The 23,804-nt window shown below is 62.0% G+C and carries 16 protein-coding genes and 1 pseudogene; 3 read left to right on the forward strand and 14 right to left on the reverse strand.

Features of this window, described 5'->3' with window-relative positions:
- Window positions 1–120: 120 nt before the first annotated feature.
- Together AB8B20_RS06660 and AB8B20_RS06665 are read left to right on the forward strand one after the other, a co-directional pair.
- Window positions 121–1,341, forward strand: coding sequence for a helix-turn-helix domain-containing protein (locus tag AB8B20_RS06660; protein WP_439072067.1), 1,221 nt, complete (start codon window positions 121–123; stop codon window positions 1,339–1,341).
- Between the two features lie 31 nt (window positions 1,342–1,372).
- Window positions 1,373–2,011 carry a Vgb family protein gene (locus AB8B20_RS06665; RefSeq protein WP_439072068.1) on the forward strand — a complete coding sequence of 213 codons (639 nt, stop codon included), beginning with the start codon at window positions 1,373–1,375 and terminating at the stop codon, window positions 2,009–2,011.
- A gap of 30 nt (window positions 2,012–2,041) precedes the next feature.
- Here the strand turns inward: AB8B20_RS06665 and AB8B20_RS06670 are convergent, their stop codons facing one another.
- The 9 genes from AB8B20_RS06670 to AB8B20_RS06710 all read right to left on the reverse strand — a co-directional run bounded on the left by AB8B20_RS06670 (window position 2,042) and on the right by AB8B20_RS06710 (window position 8,203).
- Window positions 2,042–2,638, reverse strand: a complete 597-nt coding sequence (locus AB8B20_RS06670; RefSeq protein WP_439072069.1) for a YdeI/OmpD-associated family protein — start codon at window positions 2,636–2,638, stop codon at window positions 2,042–2,044.
- Window positions 2,639–2,665: 27 nt separating this feature from the next.
- Complete coding sequence (locus AB8B20_RS06675) at window positions 2,666–3,325, reverse strand: TenA family protein (RefSeq protein WP_439072070.1); 660 nt, start codon at window positions 3,323–3,325, stop codon at window positions 2,666–2,668.
- A gap of 12 nt (window positions 3,326–3,337) precedes the next feature.
- Window positions 3,338–3,565: a hypothetical protein gene (locus AB8B20_RS06680; protein WP_439072071.1), complete on the reverse strand. Its 228-nt coding sequence runs from the start codon at window positions 3,563–3,565 to the stop codon at window positions 3,338–3,340.
- Window positions 3,566–3,621: 56 nt separating this feature from the next.
- A complete protein-coding gene (locus AB8B20_RS06685; protein WP_439072072.1) occupies window positions 3,622–4,032 on the reverse strand; it encodes an SRPBCC family protein in 411 nt (136 codons plus the stop codon).
- Complete coding sequence (locus AB8B20_RS06690; protein ID WP_093761570.1) at window positions 4,029–4,352, reverse strand: ArsR/SmtB family transcription factor; 324 nt, start codon at window positions 4,350–4,352, stop codon at window positions 4,029–4,031. The genes AB8B20_RS06685 and AB8B20_RS06690 overlap by 4 nt, the downstream gene beginning before the upstream one ends.
- A gap of 130 nt (window positions 4,353–4,482) precedes the next feature.
- Window positions 4,483–4,827, reverse strand: a complete 345-nt coding sequence (locus AB8B20_RS06695; RefSeq protein ID WP_439072073.1) for a Lin0512 family protein — start codon at window positions 4,825–4,827, stop codon at window positions 4,483–4,485.
- Between the two features lie 91 nt (window positions 4,828–4,918).
- Window positions 4,919–6,076: a substrate-binding protein gene (locus AB8B20_RS06700; RefSeq protein ID WP_439072074.1), complete on the reverse strand. Its 1,158-nt coding sequence runs from the start codon at window positions 6,074–6,076 to the stop codon at window positions 4,919–4,921.
- A 107-nt stretch (window positions 6,077–6,183) separates the two neighbouring features.
- Entirely contained in the window at window positions 6,184–6,783 is a 600-nt protein-coding gene (locus AB8B20_RS06705; protein ID WP_439072075.1) for a hypothetical protein, read from the reverse strand.
- A 166-nt stretch (window positions 6,784–6,949) separates the two neighbouring features.
- Window positions 6,950–8,203, reverse strand: coding sequence for a serine hydrolase domain-containing protein (locus AB8B20_RS06710; RefSeq protein WP_439072076.1), 1,254 nt, complete (start codon window positions 8,201–8,203; stop codon window positions 6,950–6,952).
- Window positions 8,204–8,574: 371 nt separating this feature from the next.
- Here AB8B20_RS06710 and AB8B20_RS06715 point away from each other — a divergent pair, with 371 nt between their 5' ends.
- A complete protein-coding gene (locus tag AB8B20_RS06715; RefSeq protein WP_439072077.1) occupies window positions 8,575–9,219 on the forward strand; it encodes a glutathione S-transferase family protein in 645 nt (214 codons plus the stop codon).
- 190 nt (window positions 9,220–9,409) lie between these two features.
- On the opposite strand, the gene AB8B20_RS06720 is transcribed toward AB8B20_RS06715, so the two are convergent.
- From AB8B20_RS06720 to AB8B20_RS06740, 5 genes and pseudogenes are all read right to left on the reverse strand, one after another.
- Entirely contained in the window at window positions 9,410–17,791 is an 8,382-nt protein-coding gene (locus AB8B20_RS06720) for a DUF4347 domain-containing protein (protein WP_439072078.1), read from the reverse strand.
- 425 nt (window positions 17,792–18,216) lie between these two features.
- A pseudogene (locus AB8B20_RS06725) lies at window positions 18,217–18,450 on the reverse strand (GMP synthase (glutamine-hydrolyzing)); the annotation flags it as partial.
- A gap of 17 nt (window positions 18,451–18,467) precedes the next feature.
- A complete protein-coding gene (locus tag AB8B20_RS06730; protein WP_441253322.1) occupies window positions 18,468–19,382 on the reverse strand; it encodes an OmpA family protein in 915 nt (304 codons plus the stop codon).
- Window positions 19,383–19,687: 305 nt separating this feature from the next.
- Window positions 19,688–22,474, reverse strand: a complete 2,787-nt coding sequence (locus AB8B20_RS06735; RefSeq protein ID WP_439072080.1) for a bifunctional aconitate hydratase 2/2-methylisocitrate dehydratase — start codon at window positions 22,472–22,474, stop codon at window positions 19,688–19,690.
- Window positions 22,475–22,786: 312 nt separating this feature from the next.
- Complete coding sequence (locus AB8B20_RS06740; RefSeq protein WP_439072081.1) at window positions 22,787–23,683, reverse strand: LysR family transcriptional regulator; 897 nt, start codon at window positions 23,681–23,683, stop codon at window positions 22,787–22,789.
- Window positions 23,684–23,804 lie beyond the last annotated feature (121 nt).

Raw genomic sequence — 23,804 nt, forward strand, 5'->3', positions numbered from 1 at the left:
TCTTCTCTCCACTTTCGTCCATCGTCATGCGTTGCCGGCACGACTTGCCGGTTGATCGTCGTGAGGTAGATTAGGATCCGGCTATGGACGGGTGGGAGTGACAAGTGTGGCGGGATTTGAATGGACTCCCTGATCACCGCCGCAGGTCACGCGCTCGCGGCGGGTGATCCGCTCGGTGCCCTGAAGCGTGTTGCATTGCGTGATGACGCGCCGGCGCTTGCGCTGCGCGGCATCGCAATGGCGCAGCTCGGCGATTTTGCACGCGCGAAGGATCTCGTGAAACGGGCCGCGCGCGCCTTCGGTGCGAAGGAACCCGTGGCGCGTGCGCGGTGCATCGTCGCGGAGGCCGAGATCGCCCTCGTCTCGCGCGATCTGAACTGGCCCAGCAAGGCGCTCGACGCCGCACGGCTGACACTCGACGCCCACGGCGATCATGTGAATGCGGCCTATGGCGGCTATCTCGACGTCAGGCGCCTTCTGCTCATCGGACGTCTCGACGAAGCCGAGCGCAAGCTCGGCGCGCTCGACCCCGCGCCTCTGCCGCCCGCCTTGCGTACAGCTCATGCGCTGGTCGTCGCCGGCATCGCGATGCGCCGCCTGCAGGCGAAAAAGTCACGCGCCGCCCTTGCCGACGCGCAGCGTGCCGCCAGGCTTGCCCGCATTCCGGCGCTAATGGCCGAAGTGGGCGCGGCGTCCCGACTTCTCGATGCTCCCGCGGCGCGTCTGATCGCACGCGGCGGCGAACGCGTGTTGCTGCTCGACGATGTCGAGGCGCTGCAGAATTCGAAAGCCATCGTCATCGATGCGTGCCGGCATGTCATCCGCTGTCAGAAGACGGAGCTGTCGCTCGCGACCCGGCCCGTCCTGTTCGCCCTCGCCCGCGCACTTGGCGAAGCATGGCCTGCGGATGTTTCGCGCGAGACGCTGCTGGTACGCGCATTCCGCGCCAGACATGCCGATGACTCGCATCGCGCGCGGCTCCGCGTCGAGATGGGACGGCTGCGCAAACTGCTTGCGCCGCTGGCCGAGGTGAACGCGACCAAGCCCGGTTTTGCGCTGGTACTGCGCCGCGCCCGCGACGTCGTCGTGTTGGCGCGGCCGGTCGAGGAAGAACACGCCGCAGTGCTCGCACTTCTCGCCGACGGAGAAGCCTGGTCGAGCTCTGCACTGGCGCTCGCGCTCGATACCAGCCAGCGCAGCGTTCAGCGGGCACTCGACGAACTGGCGGTGGAGAATAAGGTGCAGCCGCTCGGTCGCGGACGGGCGCGCCGCTGGACGTCGCCATCCCTGCCGGGACTCGCGACGATGTTGTTACTCCCGCCGCCGCTACCGGATCATTAGGGTCGTCGCCATCGTCACGAGGGAAACACTCATGAAAACATCCGCAGCAGAAATCTTCCGTGAATATGGCCCCTTCGAGGGCGTCGACGGCGTGCATGGCGTCACCTATGACGGCACGCAAGTCTGGTTCGCATCCGGAAACAAACTCCACGCACTCGATCCCGCAAGCGGCAAGACGGTGCGTGCCATCGACGTTGCCGCCCACGCTGGCACCGCCTTCGACGGCAAGCATCTGTTCCAGATCGCCGAGGACCGTATCCAGAAGATCGATCCGGCGACCGGCCGCGTGCTGAATACCATCCCTGCGCCCGGCGGCGGTGCCGACTCCGGCATGGCCTGGGCCGAAGGCACGCTGTGGGTGGGACAATATCGCGAGCGCAAGATTCACCAGATCGATCCCGACACTGGAAAGATTCTGCGCACCATCGAGAGCAACCGCTTCGTTACCGGCGTCACCTGGGTGGACGGCGAACTCTGGCACGGCACCTGGGAAAACGACGAGAGCGACATCAGGCGCATCGATCCGCAAACCGGCGAAGCGCTGGAGAAGCTCGCACTGCCGGCAGGCAGTGGCGTCTCCGGCCTCGAGTCAGATGGCGCCGATCAGTTCTTCGCCGGCGGCGGAGCCAGCGGCAAGGTACGCGCGATCAGGCGGCCGAAGCGGAAGTGACAGGCGACACCGGCTGCTTGCCGCACCGCCCTACTTCTTCCCCTGCGGATGGATCGTCTCGCCCCTCCTGAGCATGTCCACGAAGGACGCGATCCTCTTCTTGCGGCCGGCCTCAGTCTTCAGGTTGTTCACCCGGAACGCCAAAGCGAAGCGGTTCTGCGCGCTGAGTTTCGCCAGCATCACTTTCGCTTTTGGCTCGGCGTCGATCGCCGCCTGCAGGTCAGCAGGAAGCTCCGACGCCTTGACGCGATAGGCGCGGTCCCAACGGCCGTCGGCTTTCGCAGCCTCGACATGGACAAGGCCGTGCTCGGTCATGCGCTCCTCTGCGACGAGGCGCGCAACATTGTCGACGTTGATCTTGCTCCACACGCTCTTCTTCCCGCGCGGTGAATAGCGTTGCAGGAAGCTCGTCTCGTCCAGCCCCTTGCGGATGCCGTCGATCCAGCCCCAGCACAGCACGACATCGATCGCCTCCTTCGGCGTGATCGATGGAAGGCCGGATTTCAGTTTGTGAATCCTGATCCAGACCTCGTCGGCCTTGTCGTGGTTCTTGCCGAGCCATTTATAGAAGGCGTCAGCGTTCTTGAACTCGCGCACATTCGCGGGATCGACTTTGACGGGTGCCATGCTCTGTCCTGACCGCTGCGCGTCGCACTAGCGCGCGTCCAGCCCCATCTGCCAGAAGTCAGCTTCCAGCCGCGACGCTTGGCCGAACAGTTTGGCGAGTTCCGTAAAGCGCCGCTCGGTCATCGCACGCGCGGCGAGATCGTCGAGATGGCGGCGCGCTTTCACCGCGATATCCTGATATGCGTCGCCGGCATATTCGCCGATCCATTCGCGATACGGATGATCGCCGAACGCGTCGGCACCACCCGGCGCAAGCTTCTTGCCGATCTCGGCATAACCGATCACGCAGGGCGCCAGCGCCACATGCAGGTCGAGCAGATCGCCGGCGGCGCCGCAATCCAGCACGAAGCGCGTATAGGCCACCGTTGCCTGAAGCTCGGGCGCGGCCTCGATATCGGTCGGCGACAATCCCCACCTCCCGCACAGTTTTACGTGAAGCTCCATCTCGCCAAGGATGGACGCAAGTCCGCCTTGCGCCGCCTTCATATCGTCAAGCGAGCGGCTCTTGTACGTCGCCAGCGCATAGGCGCGCGCGAACTGGATCAAGAACAGATAGTCTTGCACCAGATAGGTGCGGAACGCGGGTTCTGGCAGCGTGCCGGCCCCGAGCTGCCGGACGAAACTATGATCGACATAGCTGGACCAGTCATCGGCCGCAGCTGATTTGAGACGATCAAAAATATCCATGCGCAATCCAATTCACGCGTTTATCCGTCCACCGCCCGGCGTTGCTCTACGCCACTTTGCGGCATAGGGCAGCACGAACATATAGAGACCGCTGAACATCAACAGAAACAGTGGGGGCAGCGGCGAGAAGGTCACCCAGGCTGGCGGCTCGCCAAATCCGCGGACAGCGAAATTGGCGATGACCGTCCCGGTAAAGGCCAGCGACAGCCAGCGGTGTGCGTATCTGATCCATAGGTTCATGTTGAGTAACCCTCAGTGCAATGCGGAAGTTGCGTGAGATTCTGTGTCGGCCGAATTCAGTCCAGTCGCGCCAGAAGCTGCTCCATCGACGCCAGGAAGCGCGGCCATCCGAACTTGGCGCCCTGATAGGCCTGCTCCTGATCCAGTCGGAAGCCGATCTGCTCCATCCGCAGCAGCGTCCCGTTGTTCGAAGGCGTGAGCGTCCAGGTTACGACACTCTCGAGACCCAGGGCCTCCCACGTGTAAGCGAGCTTTTGGTTCGGCTCGACTTCCGTGACCCGGCAAGCGACCACGCCCCAGTTTGCGCTCAGATCAAAACGATGCCCGAGGACGGGCTGGAAATCGTTTTTCATCAGCCACTCGGCGATCAGATGCGGCTGGGTCAGCGCTCGCCAGAGCTTTTCCGGCGCATGGCCAAATTCCCGCTCGACGACGACAGAACGTGTTTCGGCTGCAGTATTGGTCAATTGTCCATCCTCTTCAGCAGTTGTTCGAGATCGTCGAACCGGCTCTCCCAGAAGCCGGCCATCTGGCTGGTCCAGTCGAGCAGCGGCGCCAGGGCCGCCGGCTGCGATCGATAATGTGTCTGACGGCCGCTCTGACGATCGAGCACCAGCCCCGCCTGCTTCAGCACGCCGAGATGTTTGGAGACCGCCGGCTGCGAGACGCCGGCTTGCGCGGTCAGTGCCGCGACAGTCTGCTCCCCCTCACGACAAAGTCGCTCGAAGATCGCGCGCCGGGTCGGATCGGCGAGCGTCTTGAAGAGCACATCGAAGGTGTTCGGCATCGCCATCCATAACCCGTCAGTTATCGATCAGATCAATAACCAGTGAGTTATGGATTAGTCAAGCGTGAAAAGGACGGGAGGGAGTTTTCAAGATCGCGGAAGCACGATCGTCGTCTGAGGCAAGTTGACTCTATTTGCCGTCGTCGAGGCTCACCAGCACCGCCGCATTGGCAATGAGAATGCCGTCGCCGCCGCTCTCGGCCGGAATGTCGAGGCCGCCTTTGACCGCGGTCACGGTCACGGTGCCGTAAGGCAATTCCTTCGCGACCGCCGCCGTGTCGACGTCGTCCGGATTCGGCACCGCGATGGTGACATCGACAAACATGTCATGCGGCGTCTTGCCGACCATCCGGAAGAACCCGACGCTGGAATGGCGGATCGCATCCGACACCGCGCGCTTCGCAGCCTTTGTAGCGTCGCGGCCGTGGACGTCGACGCCCATGCCCATCTCGGTGATACAGCGCACACGTGCCATCCGGTGTCCTTTTCGCTCATCCAGAATTATGTCGGTACCGACTTAAGCAATCTCGCGCGACTTACACCAGTCGTCTGCTCGTCAGTTGCGATCAGCGACCAGCCAATGTGCAACCCGGCTGCGGCGAAATTTCACCGAGCGCACGCATGGTGACCAATTCACTGCCCTGCGTCTTGGCGATGAACATGCTCATGGTCGCATAGTGGTTCGCATCGATGGTGACCGGCCCAGTCGGCGACGGGATGGTGAGCCCTGCCAGCGCATCCACGATCGCTTCCTTGTCGACACGGCCCGCTTTCTCGATCGCAGCCTTGAGCGCGATCAGCGTGTTGTAGTGCGTCATGACATAGTTCGACACCAGCACGTCATTGCCGGCTGAGGCCCGCACCCTGGCGACGAACGCCTTCATCTCCGGCGCGTCGCTGGTCGCCAGCGACGGCACCACGGTGATCATGTTCTGACCCTTGCCCTTGAAAATGCCGAGATCGATCTCGGACAATCCCAGGAATGCAACCGTGGTCTCCTTGAACAAGCCCTGATCATCGGCCTGCCGGATGAAATCGATACCGTCACCCTTCAGCGCGAACAGCAGCACCTTCGGTTTGGCCGCCGCCACCTGCTTGATCAGCGGCGTGAAGTCCGTCTCGGTCCCCTGCGTATATTGCGTGCCGACGATGGTGCCGCCGAGCTTCTCGATCAGCGGCCTGGCGATATCGAACATCTGGTGCGGCCAGACGCGATCGGCGCCGAGCAGGAAGTAGGTGTTGCCGACAGCCTCGTTCACATAGGGCAGCAACTGGCCGAGATCCTGGTTCGGCACCGTGCTGAACGAGAAGATGTAGCGGCTGCATGTACCGCCTTCGAAATTGGTCGCGTAAAGCAGCGGCGTCTTCGTGCTCTCGGCGAGCGGCCTGATCGCATTGAAGTTGGCCGAGGTGACAGGGCCGACAACCGCCACGACGCCGCTGTCGATCACCGACCGCATCGCGCTTTCGGCGGAGGCCGGCCGGGTCTTGTCATCGACATAGATGACCTCGAGCGGCCTGCCGAGAATGCCGCCCGCCGCGTTGATCTCCCTGGCAGCGAGATCGAGCCCGAGTTTTGCTTGCTCACCATAAAGTTCGACACCGCCGGAAAACGGCAGCACCGCGCCGACACGGATGGGATCCGCCGCCAGCGCTGCGGAGCCAAGCGCCAAAGGCCCTAGCAGGAATGCGAGCGTCATGACTCGTGCGACAAGTAATTTCATGCGCGCTTCCCTCTGCCATGAGCTGCGCTGTCGCCGCATCTGGACTCGCGGTCATGATTGCCCCGGAAAGATCGCAGCGCGCAAGAGGCGATCAAGACTCTGCCTGCTCAGGGCAACGCGGTCGACCTGGGCACGGGTACAGCAGGCGCGGGAGCGTCAGTGACTGGCGCGACAGGCAGCGGGGTTTCAGTTACGTCCGTTACGGGAGCGGCAGCCACGGGCGCGACACTATCAGGGACAATCGACACAGGTGCTCCAGCAACGGGAGCCGGCGTGATTGCCACTGGCGCACCTGCTGCAGGAGCGTCCCGAGCCACAGGGACAGGAGCAACCACCGGAGGCACTGCGGCATCGATCATCGGCTTGCACAGCATCACGGCCGCAGCCGCTGAGGTCAATGCCGCCAGACTCTGGAGCTCCGGCGCTTGTCGGGGGTCCCCTGCCACGGCGGCCGCTTCGTCGCGAAGCCTGGCGTTGCAGTCGCAGTTAGGAATGCCGCTCGCCGGTGTGCAGGCATCGTGATTCATGCAGGCGAGATCGAGGGCATCGATGGGCGGTTTGCCCGGCCGGTTGCCGGCACCGCAGTAATTGCCATGAATCAGCGTCGCGCCGTCAGTGGCGACAGCCGGATTGCTGCGGCCAGTCCGAGCACCAGACGCCCGCTCCTGCGCATGCAGCGGCGTCGTTACGACGACGGTGCATGACATCAGTAACGCCGCACACCAGCAGCGCAGCCACGAAGCGATGGACAAGGGCTTGATCATTCTGGAGGGGTCCGCCTGGCGCCGACGGAAGATGTCGGCAGCCAAGCATACGCCCAACCTGCCCCAAGGTTCCCGACCGGGTTCCCTCGGGTTCCACGAACCCTGATGGTCAGCCCGCCATCAGTTCCTTCGCCAGCGCCATATAGGCCGGCAGCGTCACCGGATCGTTGGCGGCATTGCCGGCGACCGGATGCGACGCGTAGCGCGCGATCACCATCTCGGCCTTCGGATCGATATAGAGCCCCTGCCCGTAGACGCCGCGTGCCATATAGGCGCCGTGTTCATTATGGGTCACCCACCACTGGTTGCGATAGGACGCGCCAGGCAGCGTGGTGTAGCCGGCCGGCTTGAACTGGGCGGGATCGGCGCCGCGTTCGATATCCTCGACCACCGCGCTAGGCACGATCTGGCGGCCATTGAAGCGCCCGTGATTGCGCATCACCTCGCCGAACCGCGCGAGATCGCGCAGCGTCGTCGACAGCCCGCCGCCACCGCTCTCGGTGCCGATGCGGTCGACGTGATAATGCGCGTCCTCCTCCGCTCCCATCGGCGCCCAGATGCGTTCCGACAGAAGATCGGACAGCGTCATGCCGCTGGCACGGCGGACGATCCAGGCCAGCACGTCGGTGTTGACGGTCTTGTAGGCGAAGGCCTTGCCATGCTCGCCCTGCTTCTGCTGCGTGCAGAGAAAGGCGAAGATGTCGCTCGCGCCTTCGTAATCCGGAGGGATCGGCGCCATGCCATTGGCGCGCCGCAGCCCCCACACATCGGAATTCTTGTCGGTATAGACCTCGGTGTATTTGAGCCCCGTGGTCATATCCATGACCTCATGCACATCAGCATCGCCGAAGGCAGTAGCCTTCAACTCCGGCACATAATCGGTCACCGGCGCCTGCGGATCGATCTTACCTTCCGCGATGAGAATGCCGGCCAGCGTGCCGGTAAACGACTTGGTCACCGACATCGCGATATGCGGCTTGTGCGGCTTCAGCGCACCGGCATAGCGCTCGTAAACGAGTTTGCCCTTGTGCAGCACGGCAATGCCGTCGGCATAGGTCTCGTCAAACATCCGTGCGAAGGTCATCGGCCGGCCATCCATGGTGGTCGACGCGATGCCGCCGATATCGCGCTCCGCGCGCGGCAGCACTGACGCTGGCCCCGCGCCGCGCCAGACATTCACCGTCGGCACCAGCTGGCGGACATTGCTCCAGGCCCAGCGCAGCTCGGGAAAGTTGCGGAACGAGCCGTCGTGAAATTGGATGGTCTTGTCCTGCGCAGGCGGAAAGCCCTTCATCCAGCCGAACGTCTCGGGATCGGTCTCGGCGGCGGTGGGGACGTGGTTCGGTACAGGCGCGTCAGACATGAAGGGGCTCCGGGAGGATGATGAGCCAGTCGTAACATCGCGGAGAATGACGCACATCCCGCGTTTGAGCGGGGGTGCATTGATCAGTCGCATGTCGTCTGGCGGCTGCTGCAGGCGACCGTCCTTCACTCGAACAGCCACCTTATCTTTGATCATTCTGAATCGAGCGTGTGACGCTCCGTAATTTCATCTCTAAGTTAGCAGCCCGCTCAATGGTCAATGCTCTCGGTTTCGCAGAATATCCGTGGTCCGGCGGGGTCCGATGACAGGTTCGGCCCGCGAAATTCCGCGGCCAAAAATCAAAATCGGTTGTCGGGAGAGGCGCTGCTCGTTCGTCCTGGGGATGCGAAACACCCAGGTGGAGAGAAACAATGCCCACGATTAGCGCGTTTGAACGATCTCCCGATCGCGGAAGGGGATTGGCGCGTGACATGGGCGTTCGCTGGGCGCTCGAAGAAGTGGGCCAGCCTTACGACGTCCGTCTGCTGTCGTTCGCTGAGATGAAGGACCCCGCGCATCGCAGGCTTCATCCCTTCGGACAGATCCCGACCTACGAAGACGGCGATCTCATGCTGTTCGAGTCGGGGGCGATCGTCTTCCATATCGCGGAACGCCATCCGGGCCTGCTGCCAGACGATGCGAATGCCCGGGCGCGCGCGATCGCCTGGATGTTCGCCGCGCTCAGCACCGTAGAGCCGCCGATCGTGGAACGCGGAGCCGCCACGCTCACGGAGCGCGACAAGACCTGGTACGCGACGCGCCAGCCGATCCTCGACGATCGCGTTCGCGCCCGACTGGCAGACCTGTCCATCCGCCTTGGCGACGCCGACTGGCTCGACGGCAGGTTCAGCGCCGGCGACCTGCTGATGGTGACGGTGCTGCGCAGATTGAACGGATCAGGACTACTGGAGGACTATCCGAACCTCTGCGCCTACATCGCCCGCGGCGAAGCGCGGCCCGCCTACAAGCGCGCCTTCGCCGATCAACTGGCGGTCTTCACCGGCGGTTGCAGGTGACAGGCTAGATGCGCCAATCATAACTTCGGAGGTGATTGCGTACGTCGCGCGTTTGAGCGGGGATAGATTGATGCGACGCTTGTTAGAGCACATCCACATGACTGGTAAGCTGTCGCGGAAACGGGACTTCCGCACTCCGCGACAGTCGGGAGCCCTTCACAAAGAGCCTGATCCGGCGAACGCCAGCGACCTAGACGAAGATAAAGTCGTTGGCATGCAGGCTAGTGACCGCCACGTTCGTAAGTGTAACGGTGTTGTTGGCATCGTAAGTGATCACGGTATTGGCGCCGTCCTGGGTTGCCGCGGCGAGCACGGCGTTGAAGTCGGTGAACAGCGCCTGATCGAACTGCATCACGTCGTCCGAGCCTGCGCCCGCCACGAAGTCCGATATCACGTCACGTCCGAAATTGGCGGCGAAGACGAAGGTGTCGCTCTGCGTTCCACCGACCAGCGTATCATTGCCCGCGCTGCCGATCAGCATGTCGGCACCTTGCCCGCCGTTCAGCGTGTCGTTGCCCACACCGCCGGTGATTGTGTCCGCCGTCGAACTGCCGGTGCCGGTAAACGATCCAGTGCCGGTATAGGTCAGCTTCTCCACATTGCGGTTGGCCAGGCTGTAGCTCGCCACAGACGTCCGGACTTCATCGATCCCAGCATTTGTCCCTTCGCTCACGACATCGTTCGCGGAATCGACAATATAGATGTCGTTTCCGGCGCCTCCAACCATCACATCGTCACCGAGGCCGCCGTACAGCGTATCGTTGCCGGAGCCTCCTGTGATCACGTTGTTGAGTGCGTTACCGATTCCCGTAAAATTGAATGTGCCTGTGTAAGTGAGATATTCGAGATTATCGCCCAGAGTGTAGCTCGTCAGGGTCGTCCGCACGCTATCGGTACCCACGCTGGCATCCTCGATAACGACATCACCGACGGAGTCGACGATGTATGTGTCGGCACCGAGTCCCCCGATCAAGGTGTCATTGCCGGCGCCGCCGTCCAGCGTGTCGTCGCCCGCATTGCCGGTGATGATATTGTCGAGGGCATTGCCGGTGGCCTGAAAAGCTGCAGTGCCGACCCGGGTGAGATTCTCGATATTGCTACCAAGTGTGTAGTTCGCCGTACCGGTAACCCGCACCTCGTCAATTCCCTCGCCGGTCAGTTCCACGGCGATATCGCCGGCGACATCGACGATGTAGATATCGTTGCCCGTTCCGCCGACGAGCGTGTCGATGCCCTGACCGCCATTGAGCGTATCGTTGCCGGCACCGCCGTTGAGCGTGTCGGCACTGATGCCGCCGATGATGACGTTGTCGAGCTCGTTGCCCGTGCCCGTGAAGACCGCCGTTCCAACGCGCGTGAGGTTTTCGATATTGGCGCCCAGCGTGTAGTTCGTGCCGGTGGCTCTAACCTCATCGAAGCCCTCGCCTGCCGCCTCCACAGTCACATCGCCTGCCACATCCACAAGGTAGATGTCATTGCCGATACCGCCGATCAGCGTATCGGCACCCAGGCCGCCATCGAGCGTGTCGTTGCCCGCACCACCATCGAGCGTATCATTGCCCACGCCGCCGGTGAGGAGGTTCGCCAGCGCATTGCCGGTGCCGGCAAATGTTGCGGCTCCGAGATAGGTCAGGTTCTCCACTTCGTTACTGCCGAGCGTGTAGCTGGCAAGCGCCGTCTGGATGGCGTCGGTTCCTTCACCCGCATTCTCGACGATAACGTCGGCCACGGAGTCGACGATGTAGACGTCGTTGCCGATGCCACCGATCAGCGTATCGACGCCGGCCCCGCCATCCAGCGTATCGTCGCCGGCATTGCCGACCAGCGTGTCATTGCCGGTATTGCCGGTCAGCAAATTCGCAAGCTCGTTGCCCGTACCCGTAAAAGCTCCGGAGCCGATAAAGGCGAGGTTCTCGACATTGCTGCCGAGCGTATAGGTTGATGTCGTGGTGCGCACGGTATCGATGCCGGCATTGGCTCCTTCCGTGACGATGTCACTCAGCGTATCGACAATGTAGATATCATTGCCGGCGCCGCCGATCAGCGTGTCCGCGCCGGCACCACCGTCGAGCGTATCGGCGGTGGCCGCCCCGGTCATGACATTGTCGAGTTCGTTGCCCGTGCCGACAAATGCCGAGCCCCCGAGATAAGTGAGGTTCTCGATATTGCTGCCGAGCGTATAGCTCGCCGCCGTCACACGGGCCGTGTCGACGCCCTCACCGACCAGCTCAACAATCACGTCACCCGTTGCATCGACGACATAGGTATCGTCGCCGAGCCCGCCGATCAGCGTGTCATTGCCAGACCCACCGTTCAGCGTGTCGCTACCCAAGCCACCCGTGATCGTATTGTCGACCCCATTGCCGGTCCCCGCGAAGGCCGTGCTACCGGTATAGGTCAGTATCTCGACATTGGCCGACATGGTGTAGCTTGCCAGCGCCGTGCGAACCTCGTCGATCCCGGCGCTCGAGCCCTCAGCCACGGTATCGCCCGCGGAATCGACGATATAGATGTCGTTGCCGAGACCGCCCGTCATGGTGTCGCTACCGAGACCGCCGTCGAGGAAGTCCTCACCGGCTCCACCGTTCAGCGAGTCGGTACCGGCGCCGCCCAACAGCGTGTCGTTGCCTGCACCGCCACTCAGGGTGTTGTTGGCAGCGTTGCCGATACCGGTGAAGGATAATGTGCCCTCATAAACCAGCGACTCCAGTTCCGCGGCCAGTGTGTAATTTGTCAGGGTGGTCCGGACAATGTCCGTTCCCTCTCCAGCATTTTCCACGATCACATCGCCAACCGAGTCGATGTAATAGGTGTCGTTGCCCAGGCCGCCGATCAGCGTATCGTTGCCGCCCCCGCCATCCAGCGTATCGCCGCCTGCATTGCCGGTGATGATGTTATCGAGAGCATTTCCGGTGCCCGTAAATGCCGCCGACCCGATGCGGGTGAGGTTCTCGACATTGGCGCCCAGCGTATAGTTGGCCGTACCGGTGACTTGCACCTCGTCAATACCCTCGCCGGCCAGCTCGGTGACAATATCGGTACTGATATCGACGATGTAGACATCGTTGCCGGTTCCGCCGATGAGCGTGTCGACGCCCTGGCCACCATTCAGCGTATCGTTGCCTGCACCGCCACTGAGTATGTCGGCGCTGCTACCCCCGATGATGATGTTGTCGAGATCGTTGCCCGTCCCCGTAAAGCTGGCGGATCCGACACGCGTCAGGTTCTCGATATTGGCACCCAGCGTATAGCTTGCGCCCGAGGCGCGGACCTCGTCGATACCCTCGCCCGCGTCCTCGACAGCCACGTCAACGGCCACATCGACGAGATAGATGTCATTGCCGGTGCCGCCGATCAGCGTATCCGTACCCACGCCGCCATTGAGCGTGTCGTCGCCCTGAGCTCCATAGAGCGTATCGTTGCCCGCACCACCATCCAGCGTGTCGTTGCCGGCGCCGCCATCGAGCGTATCGTCGCCCGAACCGCTGGTGAGGACGTTTGCCAGGGCATTGCCGGTGCCGGCGAATGCCACCGCGCCGGTATAAGTCAGGTTGTCCACTTCACTGCCCAGCGCATAGCTCGCGAGCGCCGTCTGAACGGTATCGGTCCCTTCGCCTGCGTTCTCGATAACGACATCGGCCAGGGTGTCGACGATATAGACGTCGTTACCGATGCCCCCGATCAACGTATCGGTGCCGGCCCCGCCGTCGAGCGTATCGTCGCCGGCATTGCCGACAAGCGTGTCATTGCCGGCATTTCCGATGAGCACATTCGCGAGCTCGTTGCCGGTACCAGCGAAAGCTCCGGAGCCGACAAATGTAAGGTTCTCGATATTGCTGCCAAGCGTGTAGCTCGCCACCGCCGTGCGGATGGTATCGATACCGGCATTGGCGGCCTCGATGACCGTATCGCTGGCATCGACGATGTAGATATCGTTGCCGGCTCCGCCGATTAGCGTGTCGGCGCCGGCACCGCCATCGAGCGTGTCATTGCCTCCAGCACCAGTGATAACATTCGCGAGGTCGTTGCCAATGCCGATGAAGACCGCACTGCCAACGCCCGTGAGGTTTTCGACATTGGCGTCGAGCGTGTAGCTGGCCATCGAGGTCCGCACCGTGTCGATGCCCTCGCCGGCCAGTTCGATCACCGCACCGCCGACCGAGTCGACAGTGTAGATATCGTTGCCGGCTCCGCCGATCAGCGTATCGATGCCGCCATTGCCGGTGAGCGTGTCGTTACCCGCCCCGCCGATTATCGTGTTGTCGAGCCCGTTCCCGGTACCGGTAAACGCCGCGCTGCCCGTGTATCTCAGGTTTTCGACATTGGCGCTCAGGGAATAGCTCGCCAGCGCCGTGCGCACCTCATCGAGGCCGGCACTTGCACTCTCCGACACGATGTCGCTCGCGGAATCGATGATATAGACGTCGTTGCCAAGACCGCCGAACATCGCGTCATTGCCGAGACCGCCGTCGAGGACGTCGTCGCCAGCCCCGCCGTTCAGTGTGTCGTTGCCGGCACCGCCAAACAACGTGTCGTTGCCGGCACCGCCATTCAATGTATTGTTCGTCGCATTGCCCGTACCCGTGAAGGACGATGTACCGATATAGGTCAGGTTCTCGATCTCGGTACTCAGCGTATAGCTGGCCAGCGTGGTTCGGATCGTGTCTGTTCCCTCTCCGGAAGCTTCCACGATTGTGTCGCCGAGGGAGTCCACGACATATGTATCGTTGCCGATACCGCCGATCAGCGTATCGTCACCAGTACCGCCATCGAGGACGTCGTCGCCGGCTCCGCCGCTAAGCGTGTCGTTGCCGGTACCGCCAGCCAACGTGTTGGCCAGGGTATTGCCGACGCCATTGATCGTGCTGCTCCCCGTATAGGTCAGGTTTTCCAGGTTCGCGCCGAGCGTATAGCTCGCCAGAGCCGTGCGAACTTCGTCGGTACCGTTATTTGGTGTTTCAACGACAGCGTCACCAATGGAATCGACGATATAGATATCGTTGCCGGATCCGCCGATGAGGGTATCGTTACCAGCACCACCGTCGAGCGTATCGCTAAGGCTGTTACCGGTGATCACATTGTCTGCGGCGTTGCCGGTACCGGAAAAGCTCGCCGTCCCGGTATAGGTCAGGTTCTCGATATCGTTGCCCAGCAAGTAGCTGGCCAGGTTGGTCCGGACGAGATCGACACCCTTTCCGGCATTTTCCAGCGCCACGTCGCCTGCATCGTCGACGAGATAGATATCGTCACCGGCTCCGCCGATCAGCAGGTCGGCGCCGGCGCCCCCGTTGAGCGTGTCGTTGCCAGTCCCGCCGGTGATAACATTGGCCAGTGCGTTGCCAGTGCCGGCGAAAGCCGCGCTTCCCGTATAGGTCAGATTCTCGACATTGGTCGTCAGCGTATAGCTGGCCAGAGCGGTGCGCACCTCATCGATGCCGGCATTCGCGATCTCTCCGATCGCATCGCTAGCCTCGACGATATAGACGTCGTCACCGACGCCCCCCATCAGCGTATCGTTACCGAGACCGCCATCCAGTATATCGTTGCCCGCGCCGCCGGTGATGATATTGGCAAGGTCGTTGCCGATACCGGTGAAAGACGACGTTCCGATATAGGTGAGGTTCTCGATCTGGGCACCGAGTGTATAGCTGGATAGTGTGGTCTGGACGGTATCTGCTCCCTGCGAGGCGAGTTCGACGATCACATCTCCGGTGGAGTCAACTACATAGGTGTCGTTGCCCGCTCCGCCGATCAGCGTATCGTTGCCGGCTCCGCCGTCGAGCGTGTCATTGCCGATATTGCCGGTAATGACGTTATCGAGCGCATTGCCGGTGGCGGTGAAAGCCGTCGTTCCTGTCCGCGTTAGCTTCTCGACATTGTCGGCGAGCGTGTAACTGGCGAGTGCTGTCTGCACCTCGTCGATGCCTTCGCCCGCAACCTCGATCACAACATCGGTGGCCACATCGACGATGTAGACGTCATTGCCGGCGCCGCCGATCAGCGTGTCGCTGCCCGCTCCGCCATTGAGCGTATCGCTGCCGGATCCACCAGTGATCACATTGGCCAGCGTATTGCCGGTGCCGGTGAAGTCCGAACTGCCCGTATAAGTGAGATTCTCAACATTGCTGCCCAGCGTATAGCTGGTGAGGACGGTGCGGATTTCGTCTGTCCCGGCACTTCCCGCCTCGGTGACGACATCGCCGGTCGCATCGACGATATAGATATCGTTGCCAGTGCCGCCGGCCATCGTGTCATTGCCGGCGCCGCCATCGATGGTGTCGTTTCCAGAACCGGTGGTGAGCTGGTCATTGCCCCCCATGCCCGAGACGATCACATTGTCCGTGGTCGTCGAGACATAGACATCGTTCCCCTCGGTGCCGACATAAGGCGGCGTGTCGGACACATTGGTGACCGCAATCGTGAAGACCTGCTCGCGCGTGAATTCGCCGTCGCTCACCTGCACGGTGATCTGATGCGAGGTAGCCGTCTCATAGTCGATCAATGCACCGTTAGCGACTGAGACCACGCCGGTCGCCGGATCGATCGCAAAACGCCCGCCCGCATCATTGACAAGACTATAGGTCAGCGTATCGCCCGGATTGGGATCGGTCGCCGCCGCGGTCAAGCCGATCAGCGTGCCGGTTGCCGCGCCTTCGGCGACGGTGTTCGGCGCCGTATTACTGTCGGTTGGTGCACCGGGCGCATCATTGCCATCGATCACGGAGATGACGAATGACGTCGTGGTGGTTCCGCTGCCATCCGACGCCTGGACGATGATCGTGTGACTGGTCGCTGTCTCGTAGTCCAGCAAGGACGCATTGGCGACGGTGACCACGCCTGTGGACGCATCAATGGCGAAACGGCCGTTGGCGCTGCTCAACAGGCTGTAGGTGACAGTCTGCGTGGGGTCAGAATCGAAAGACGACGCCGTGATGCCGACAACGGTGCCATTCACGGCATTCTCCGACACCACATTCGGGCTGCCGTCGTTATCGACCGGCTCGCTCGGCGGCGGATTCAACAGGATGTCCGAGCCGGTGGAGAACTGGATCTTTTCGATATTGGTGAGCACATCGGTCTCGACCGGATTGCCGGACGATGGATTGCTGCGGGTGGCAGTCCAGGTGAACGGATCGCTTGACGATTGAACGATCGTCCATTCGCTGGCGTCGCCATCGAGTTTGGCGGTATCGAAATCGGCGCCGCCATCGATAATGTCGTTGCCGTAGCCACCGGCCAGCAGATCGTTGCCCGCCTCGCCATACAGTCGATCATTGCCATAGCCGGCATAGACGATGTCGTTGCCGCCGCCTGCGCGAACGATGTTGTTCCAGTTGTCGTCGGTGCCGGTCGATCCCGGCGCCACGGTCGCGGCCGCACCTCGCAGTAGTATCGTATCGTTACCCTGCTGTCCGACGATATTTCCGAGCAGCGGATCGAGTTTGGTGTTCTGGAGATCGAGATAGGAATCGACCGTGTCGGTCAGGATATAGGCGCCTGCAAAGCCGCTGGCACTGACCTCTTCGACATTGGTGATGCTCTGGATTCCCATCGCAGCCGACGATGTGGCGATCAGCTTGTCGATATCCGCGCCGCCGTCATAGATGTCGAAGCCGCCGGTGCCCGCGCTGGCCACACTGCGAAACGTATCGTTACCCTCGTCGCCGTAGAGCTGGCTGGTCAGCATGCCCGACGAGATGGTGTCGTTACCTGTACCGCCATGAATGACCTCATAGCCAAGGCCGCCATAGATCGTATCGTTGCCGCCATCGCCAAAAATCTGGTCGGGCGCATTCAGAGTGAGCGATCCGCCCCCATAGATCGTGTCGTCGTCGCCGCCCCCGGAAATATAGTCGCCGCTAACCGACGAACCGTAGATCGTGTCCATACCGGTGCCGCCATAAATAATGGAACCGAGCGTACCGGCCGATCCCGACGCCCTGGCATCGATGAAATCGTCGCCAGCGTCGCCATAGAGCTGGTCCCGAACGCCACTGCCCGATCCGAGGCCGATGATGGTGTCATTGCCGCCATTGCCATGGATGATGTCGTTAGACGAGGTGCCCGTCAGGGTCTCGCCATTGCTGGTGCCGTTAATAACGGCCAGCAGATGCGGCCAGGCCCCACGCAAGTCATCGAACAGCGCAAGATCGCCCTTCGCGCGCGTCGACACATCGAGCCCCCACGAGCCGCCTTGCGCTGCGTCGCCGACCTTGCCGGAGGCAGCGCTGACACTACCCGACGTTCTGGTCGCGACCGCATCGATGAAAGCGTGTCCGGCATCCGTCGCGGCGACATCGCAGGCATGGAAGGCAATGTCGCTCGTGCCAATCGGCAAGGCCGCGAGCGTCTCACGGTCCAGTGCCTGACGCCCTAGCAGAACACGTCCGGGTTCGCCATGCGCGAGCACGTGGATCACGTCCGGCCCTTCTCGCAATACGGCTGCCAGCATCTCGACGCCGTCCGCAGCGGGATCGACGGTCACAATCGTGGTGCCGGCGCGAACGGCGCGCAGCAGGATCGACAGATCGGAAAGCGAAGCATCAGCAAGCAGAACCTGGGATTTGATCATGGGAGCCTCACACGTTGCGCAAGTGGTCAATCACGGTAACCCGCTACTATGTCAGTACGGTAACGTGATACTATCGACCCCGTGTTTGCTCTCAAGAGCACCGACGCGCACGCGTCAGCTTCGCGCAAGTCACGATCTGTCATGGTGACAAGCGCGTTATTGCTATCCCGACGATTTTTGTAAAAAGCAGCGCGTGTATGCGCACCACACCATACGCCCGCCCGGATATTCCGGCGGCCGGGCATATTCCCCGCGTCGCGTTCTGCTCGATCAGCAGTGCGCTGATATACGGAACAACAGCGAGATCACTCGACGTGATCCGCACAACGCTGGCGCAGCGCGATGATCTGAGCAGGGCCCGCAAACTCGTGAGCGCGAACAACACAGCTTCGACCGCTTAAGGACGCATTCGATAACGAGACGAGCACACGGCGTATTCCATAGCTGCGACCGCCGCCCGTCACACTGACGGTCTTCACCGGCAGCAGCACGACGAAGGCCTGCCAGATGGTGTCGTACAAGCCTGCTTTACGGATCTGATGGATATAGACCGCATCCGCCTTGCGCCGGATGTCGGGTTTTCCACGTATGATCTCACTGGGGGCAACGTATCGCCAGGCTGGTCCGGCGAATGGGTACCGCCCAACGAACACGTCCGGCCGGCGCTTTCACAGACCTATTGCAACACCATCTCGACGCGGCGGTTGCGGGCGCGGCCATTTTCATTGGCATTGCTGGCAAGCGGCGCGTAGTTCGCCACGCCGGATGCAAACAAGCGCTTGCCATCGATCTTGTAGCTGCGGGTCAAGTCATCGATCACCGCCTGCGCGCGCGCCTTCGACAGCGCGAGGTTCGCATCCAGCGTGCCCTGATTGTCGGTGTGGCCGACGATGAACACGTTCGCACCGGCATTGGCTTGCAGCACGCGTGCCATTTCGTCGAGTTGCGGTTTGGACTCGGGCTTGATGGTCGCCTTGCCGGTGTCGAAGAACAGCCCGTAGAGCGCCACCTTCCCCTCCGCCTGCAGGCCCTTCGCGAGCGCCGCCGCATCCACAGTCACCTTGCCGCTATCCATCGCCTTCGGTTCGACGATCTCCACAACTGTCGCGACGTATTTGTTGGCAAGCGCGATGGTGCCTGGCTTCGCTGATAGGACCGCCACATGCAGCGTAGTGCCGGATGCGTTCAACGTTCCGTACCAATAGCGCTCGCTGCCAGTCTCCTGCCATTGTTGCAACAGCGTGATCGGAGTCCAGCCTTCCAGCGACACCTTGGCCAGCTGCGGATTGGCAGGCAGGTCGCGGAGCGGTTTGAAATTCCGCCGACCGCAGTTGTCGGCGCACGCATCCAGCTTCGATGCACCGGCGCGCTCAAGCGCCTGCTCATAGTTGCGCTGCACTTCGAGCACCGACTTGCCGGCGGGCGCGAGATAGAACAGCCGCGTCACCCGTCCCTCAAGCTTGACGACATCAGTGTCTCCGGAGGGAATGCTGGCCTGATCGAAGGTCTTCGCATCCTGGGTGACGAGCCACGATCCGGCATAACGGCTGAGCACGGCATGATCGCGCGCATTCGGCGCGTCGGCAGGCATGCTCTGCGCCATGGCAAGGGAAGCTGAAGCGAGGAGACCAAGAACAGACAGCAGACGGACAAGGCAGGCGCGCATCGGGACCCTCTCAGGCCAGAATGTTAGCGGAATGCAGATTGCTGCGGAGTTATGTCAGAGACGCCATTTTCGGAACAGCCGTTTGCGCCGTCACTCCCACTCGATCGTCCCGGCCGGCTTGCTCGTCATGTCATACACCACGCAATTGATGCCCGCTCGCGTACCAGCCCCGCGGCGCGGCAGGCCTTCACCTGCCAACGCCGATCTTTGAACAGCTCTCGCTCTCCACCCTAGTAGTGGACGGAAGCGCCCATCGCACCGATCTTGGGCGGTGCGAACTTGGTCAGGTCGATGCCTTCGACGGCGGCCTTGTATTCTTCCGCACTCGGCGTGCGACCGAGGATCGCCGACAGCACCACGACCGGGGTCGAGGCCAGCAGCGATTCACCCTTCTTCTCGGTGGTGTCTTCCACGACGCGGCCCTGGAACAGACGGGTTGAGGTCGCCAGAACGGTATCGCCCTTCTCCGCCTTTTCCTGGTTGCCCATGCACAGGTTGCAGCCCGGACGCTCGAGATAGAGGATGTTCTCGTAGGTGGTCCGGTTCGCGGTCTTCGGCTTCACATCGTCGAATTCGAAGCCGGAATACTTCTGCAGGATTTCCCAATCCCCTTCGGCCTTCAGCTCGTCGATGATGTTGTAGGTCGGAGCCGCGACGACCAGCGGCGCGTTGAACGCGACCTTGCCTTCGGCCTTCTCGATGTTCTTGAGCATCTGGGCGACGATCTTCATGTCGCCCTTGTGCACCATGCACGAGCCCACGAAGCCGAGGTCGACCTTCTTGGTGCCGCCGTAATAAGAAATCGGACGGATCGTGTCGTGGGTGTAGCGCCTGGACACATCGGCGTTGTTCACGTCGGGATCGGCGATCATCGGCTCGTCGATGATATCAAGATCGACGACGACTTCGGCGAAGTATTTCGCATTGGCGTCCGGCGTCAGCGCGGGCTTCTCGCCCGAACGAATCTCGGCGATGCGCGCATCGGCCTTGGCGATCAGGCCCTTCAGCGTGCCCGCGGCATTGTCCATGCCCTTGTCGATCATGATCTGGATCCGCGACTTGGCGATCTCCAGCGACTCGATCAGCGTGTCGTCCTGCGAAATGCAGATCGACGCCTTAGCCTTCATCTCGGCCGTCCAGTCGGTGAAGGTGAAGGCCTGGTCGGCAAGCAGCGTGCCGAGATGGACCTCGATGATCCGGCCCTGGAAAACATTGTCGCCGCATTGCTTGAGCATCTGCGCCTGGGTCGCATGGACCACGTCGCGGAAGTCCATATGCGGCTGCATCGCGCCCTTGAACGTCACCTTGACCGATTGCGGGATCGGCATCGTCGCCTCGCCCGTCGCCAGCGCCAGCGCCACGGTGCCGGAATCGGCACCGAAGGCCACGCCCTTGGACATGCGGGTGTGGCTGTCGCCGCCGATGATGATCGCCCAGTCATCCACGGTGATGTCGTTCAGCACCTTGTGGATGACATCGGTCATCGCATGATAGCTGCCCTTGGGATCGCGCGCGGTGATCACGCCGAAATTGTTCATGAAGCTCATCAGCTTCGGAATGTTGACCTGCGCCTTCTTGTCCCACACCGATGCCGTGTGGCAGCCCGACTGATAGGCGCCGTCGACGATCGGCGAGATGACGGTGGCCGCCATCGCTTCCAGCTCCTGCGCGGTCATCAGGCCGGTGGTGTCCTGCGAGCCGACGATGTTGACCTTGACGCGCACGTCCGAGCCCGCATGCAGCACCTTGCCGCCGAGCACGCCCACGGCGTTGCGGTTGAAGATCTTCTCGACCGCGGTCAGGCCCTGGCCTTCGACCGAGATCTCTTTGTTCGGAGCGAAAACCGGGGTCGGCTCGACGCCGAGCGTTTCGGCGGCAAAGGTCTGCAGCTTCTTGCCAAACACGATGGCATAGGAGCTGCCGGCCTTCATGAACTCCATCTTCTGCGGCGTGAAGGCGGCAGCGACGTCGACCAGTTCCTTGCCGTTTTCGTCGCGCAGCTTCTTGCCCTTCGCATCGAGCGTCAGGACGGTGCCGGTATCGACCGCAAATTTCTGCTCGAGGACCGGGTTGCCGTCGTTGTTCAGGATCGGCTTGCCGTCCGCGTCGAGTTTCTTGACCCAGTTCTTGAGATTGACGCCGATGCCGCCGGTCACGTCCACCGTCGTCGCGAAGATCGGCGAGATGCCGTTGGTGCCGGCGACGACCGGGGCAAAGTTGACGAAGGGCACATAGGGGCTGGCCGGCTTGCCGGTCCACAGCGCCACGTTGTTCACGCCCGACATGCGCGACGAGCCCACGCCCATCGTGCCCTTTTCGGCGATCATCATCACGCGCTTATCGGGATGCTGCTTCTGCAGCGCCACGATTTCCTGCTGCGCCTGCGGCGTCATCATGCACTGGCCGTGCAGCTCACGGTCCGAACGCGAATGCGCCTGGTTGCCCGGCGACAGCAGGTCGGTCGAGATATCGCCTTCGGCGGCGACGTAGGTCACGACCTTGATCTCGTCCGCGACGTCCGGGAGCTCGGTGAAGAACTCGGCCTTGGCATAGCTCTCGAGCACGCCCTTGGCGACGGCATTGCCCGCCTTGAAGGCATCGCGCAGCCGGAACATGTCGGCGTCGTAGAGGAAGAACTGGGTCTTCAGAACTTCACCGGCCTGCTTCGCCAGCCCGGCATCACTGCCGAGCGTGACGTCGAGCAACACGCCGATCGAGGGGCCGCCCTTCATGTGCGACAGCAGTTCCAGCGCGAAGGTCGGCGTGATTTCCGGGACGATCGCCTCACCGAGGATAATCTCCTTCAGGAAGGCGGCCTTGACGCCTGCGGCGCTCGTGGTGCCCGGCAGGGTGTTGTAGATGAAGAATTTCAGGGCGTCGGCGCGGTATTCGCTGCCGTTGTCCTTGATCAGGGCGATGATTTCGCCGGTGAGCGCGCCGTCGTCGATCGGTTTGGGAGCGAGGCCTTGAGCTTTTCTGCTTTCGATTTCAGCGAGGTAATCTGAATAGAGGCTCATCGTCATCCCAACGTCATGAGGTGGTTGACGCTGGAAACGCAGCGCCACCAACCGTTATTGTTAAAACCGGTCTAAAGGCGAATTCGGCTTCGAGTACGTCAATCGCGACCGACTGACAAGATACTGCATTGCAGTAAAAATAGCCCTTTAAATTCAGCGTTCAACGGTCAAAACATGACGGCAGGCATGCTTGCCGGGCTGAAATGCTGGCTCTCACCCGACCTGTCGCAAAGAAACTCCCCGAAGACACGTCCAAAACGTCGGTCTGCCCCGCCACCGTCAGCAAATTGGTGGTCGGCGACCCGCCGCGCGTCAGTCGCGCGATACGGACAGCCCCGCGAGCAGCGGCGCGTACGCGGCGAGCCTTCCGGATACGAACTCGGTAAAGAGCCGCACGCGCTTCGTCTTGCGTGTTTCCCCCTGCGTGAGAAGCCAGAGCGTCCCATGCATGGGCAGGTCGGTGCCCGGCACCCTCACCAATAGAGCGTCAGCATCTCCGACGAAGCACGGCAGTTTTGTCATCCCGATCCCTTGCCGTACAGCAACGATCTGCGTCTCGGCGTCCGGTGTCCTGAACGGAACTCCCGTGGTGTGAACCTCTCCCTCGCGCGCCCAGGCCGGGAGTCCATGATTGTCTATGACGATCCACCGGATGGGATCAGGCGTGCCCGCACGCCACGCGGCTAGTCGATCGCGAGACATGTAGACACCGCTGAACAGCTCAGGTCCCTTCAGGCCGTGAAGATTGAGCGGCAGAGTCTTGCGGTTGGCGACAATGCGAATCGCCACGTCGGCCTCTCGGTTGGTCAGATTTGCCACCTCGCCGGTCGACATGATTTCCATCTCGATGTCCGGATGCAGACGCGCGAAATCGGCGAGATCCGGCATGAGCAGGTGTGTCGCGAGGAACGGTGGAAGCGTCACCCGCAAAAGCCCGCGCGCGCTCTGGTCGCGACCGAAGATGCGCGTCTCCAGCAAATGCGACGAGGCTTCCATCTGATCCGCGAACTCGAGAATCTCCTCGCCCGCAGCCGTCAGGCGGTAGCCCGAAGGCAGCTTTTCGAACATTTGCACCCCGAGGCGTGCCTCGAGTTGGGCGATACGTCGCAACACGGTCGCGTGGTTCACACCGAGGCGCTCGGCGGCAGCCCGCACCGAGCCTCCGCGCGCGACGGCAAGAAAATAGCGAACGTCATCCCAGTCGATCATGGTGCAATCTCGCACCGTGCGGCGCGCCTTCCAAGCCCGTATCCAGACATGGTGCAACAATACGGGCTGTCATCGTAGCCTATGGCGACGAGCGCGGTCCAATTCCGACCGGCGGACACCG

The organism is Tardiphaga sp. 866_E4_N1_4 (assembly GCF_052076075.1).
GTDB lineage: Bacteria > Pseudomonadota > Alphaproteobacteria > Rhizobiales > Xanthobacteraceae > Tardiphaga > Tardiphaga robiniae.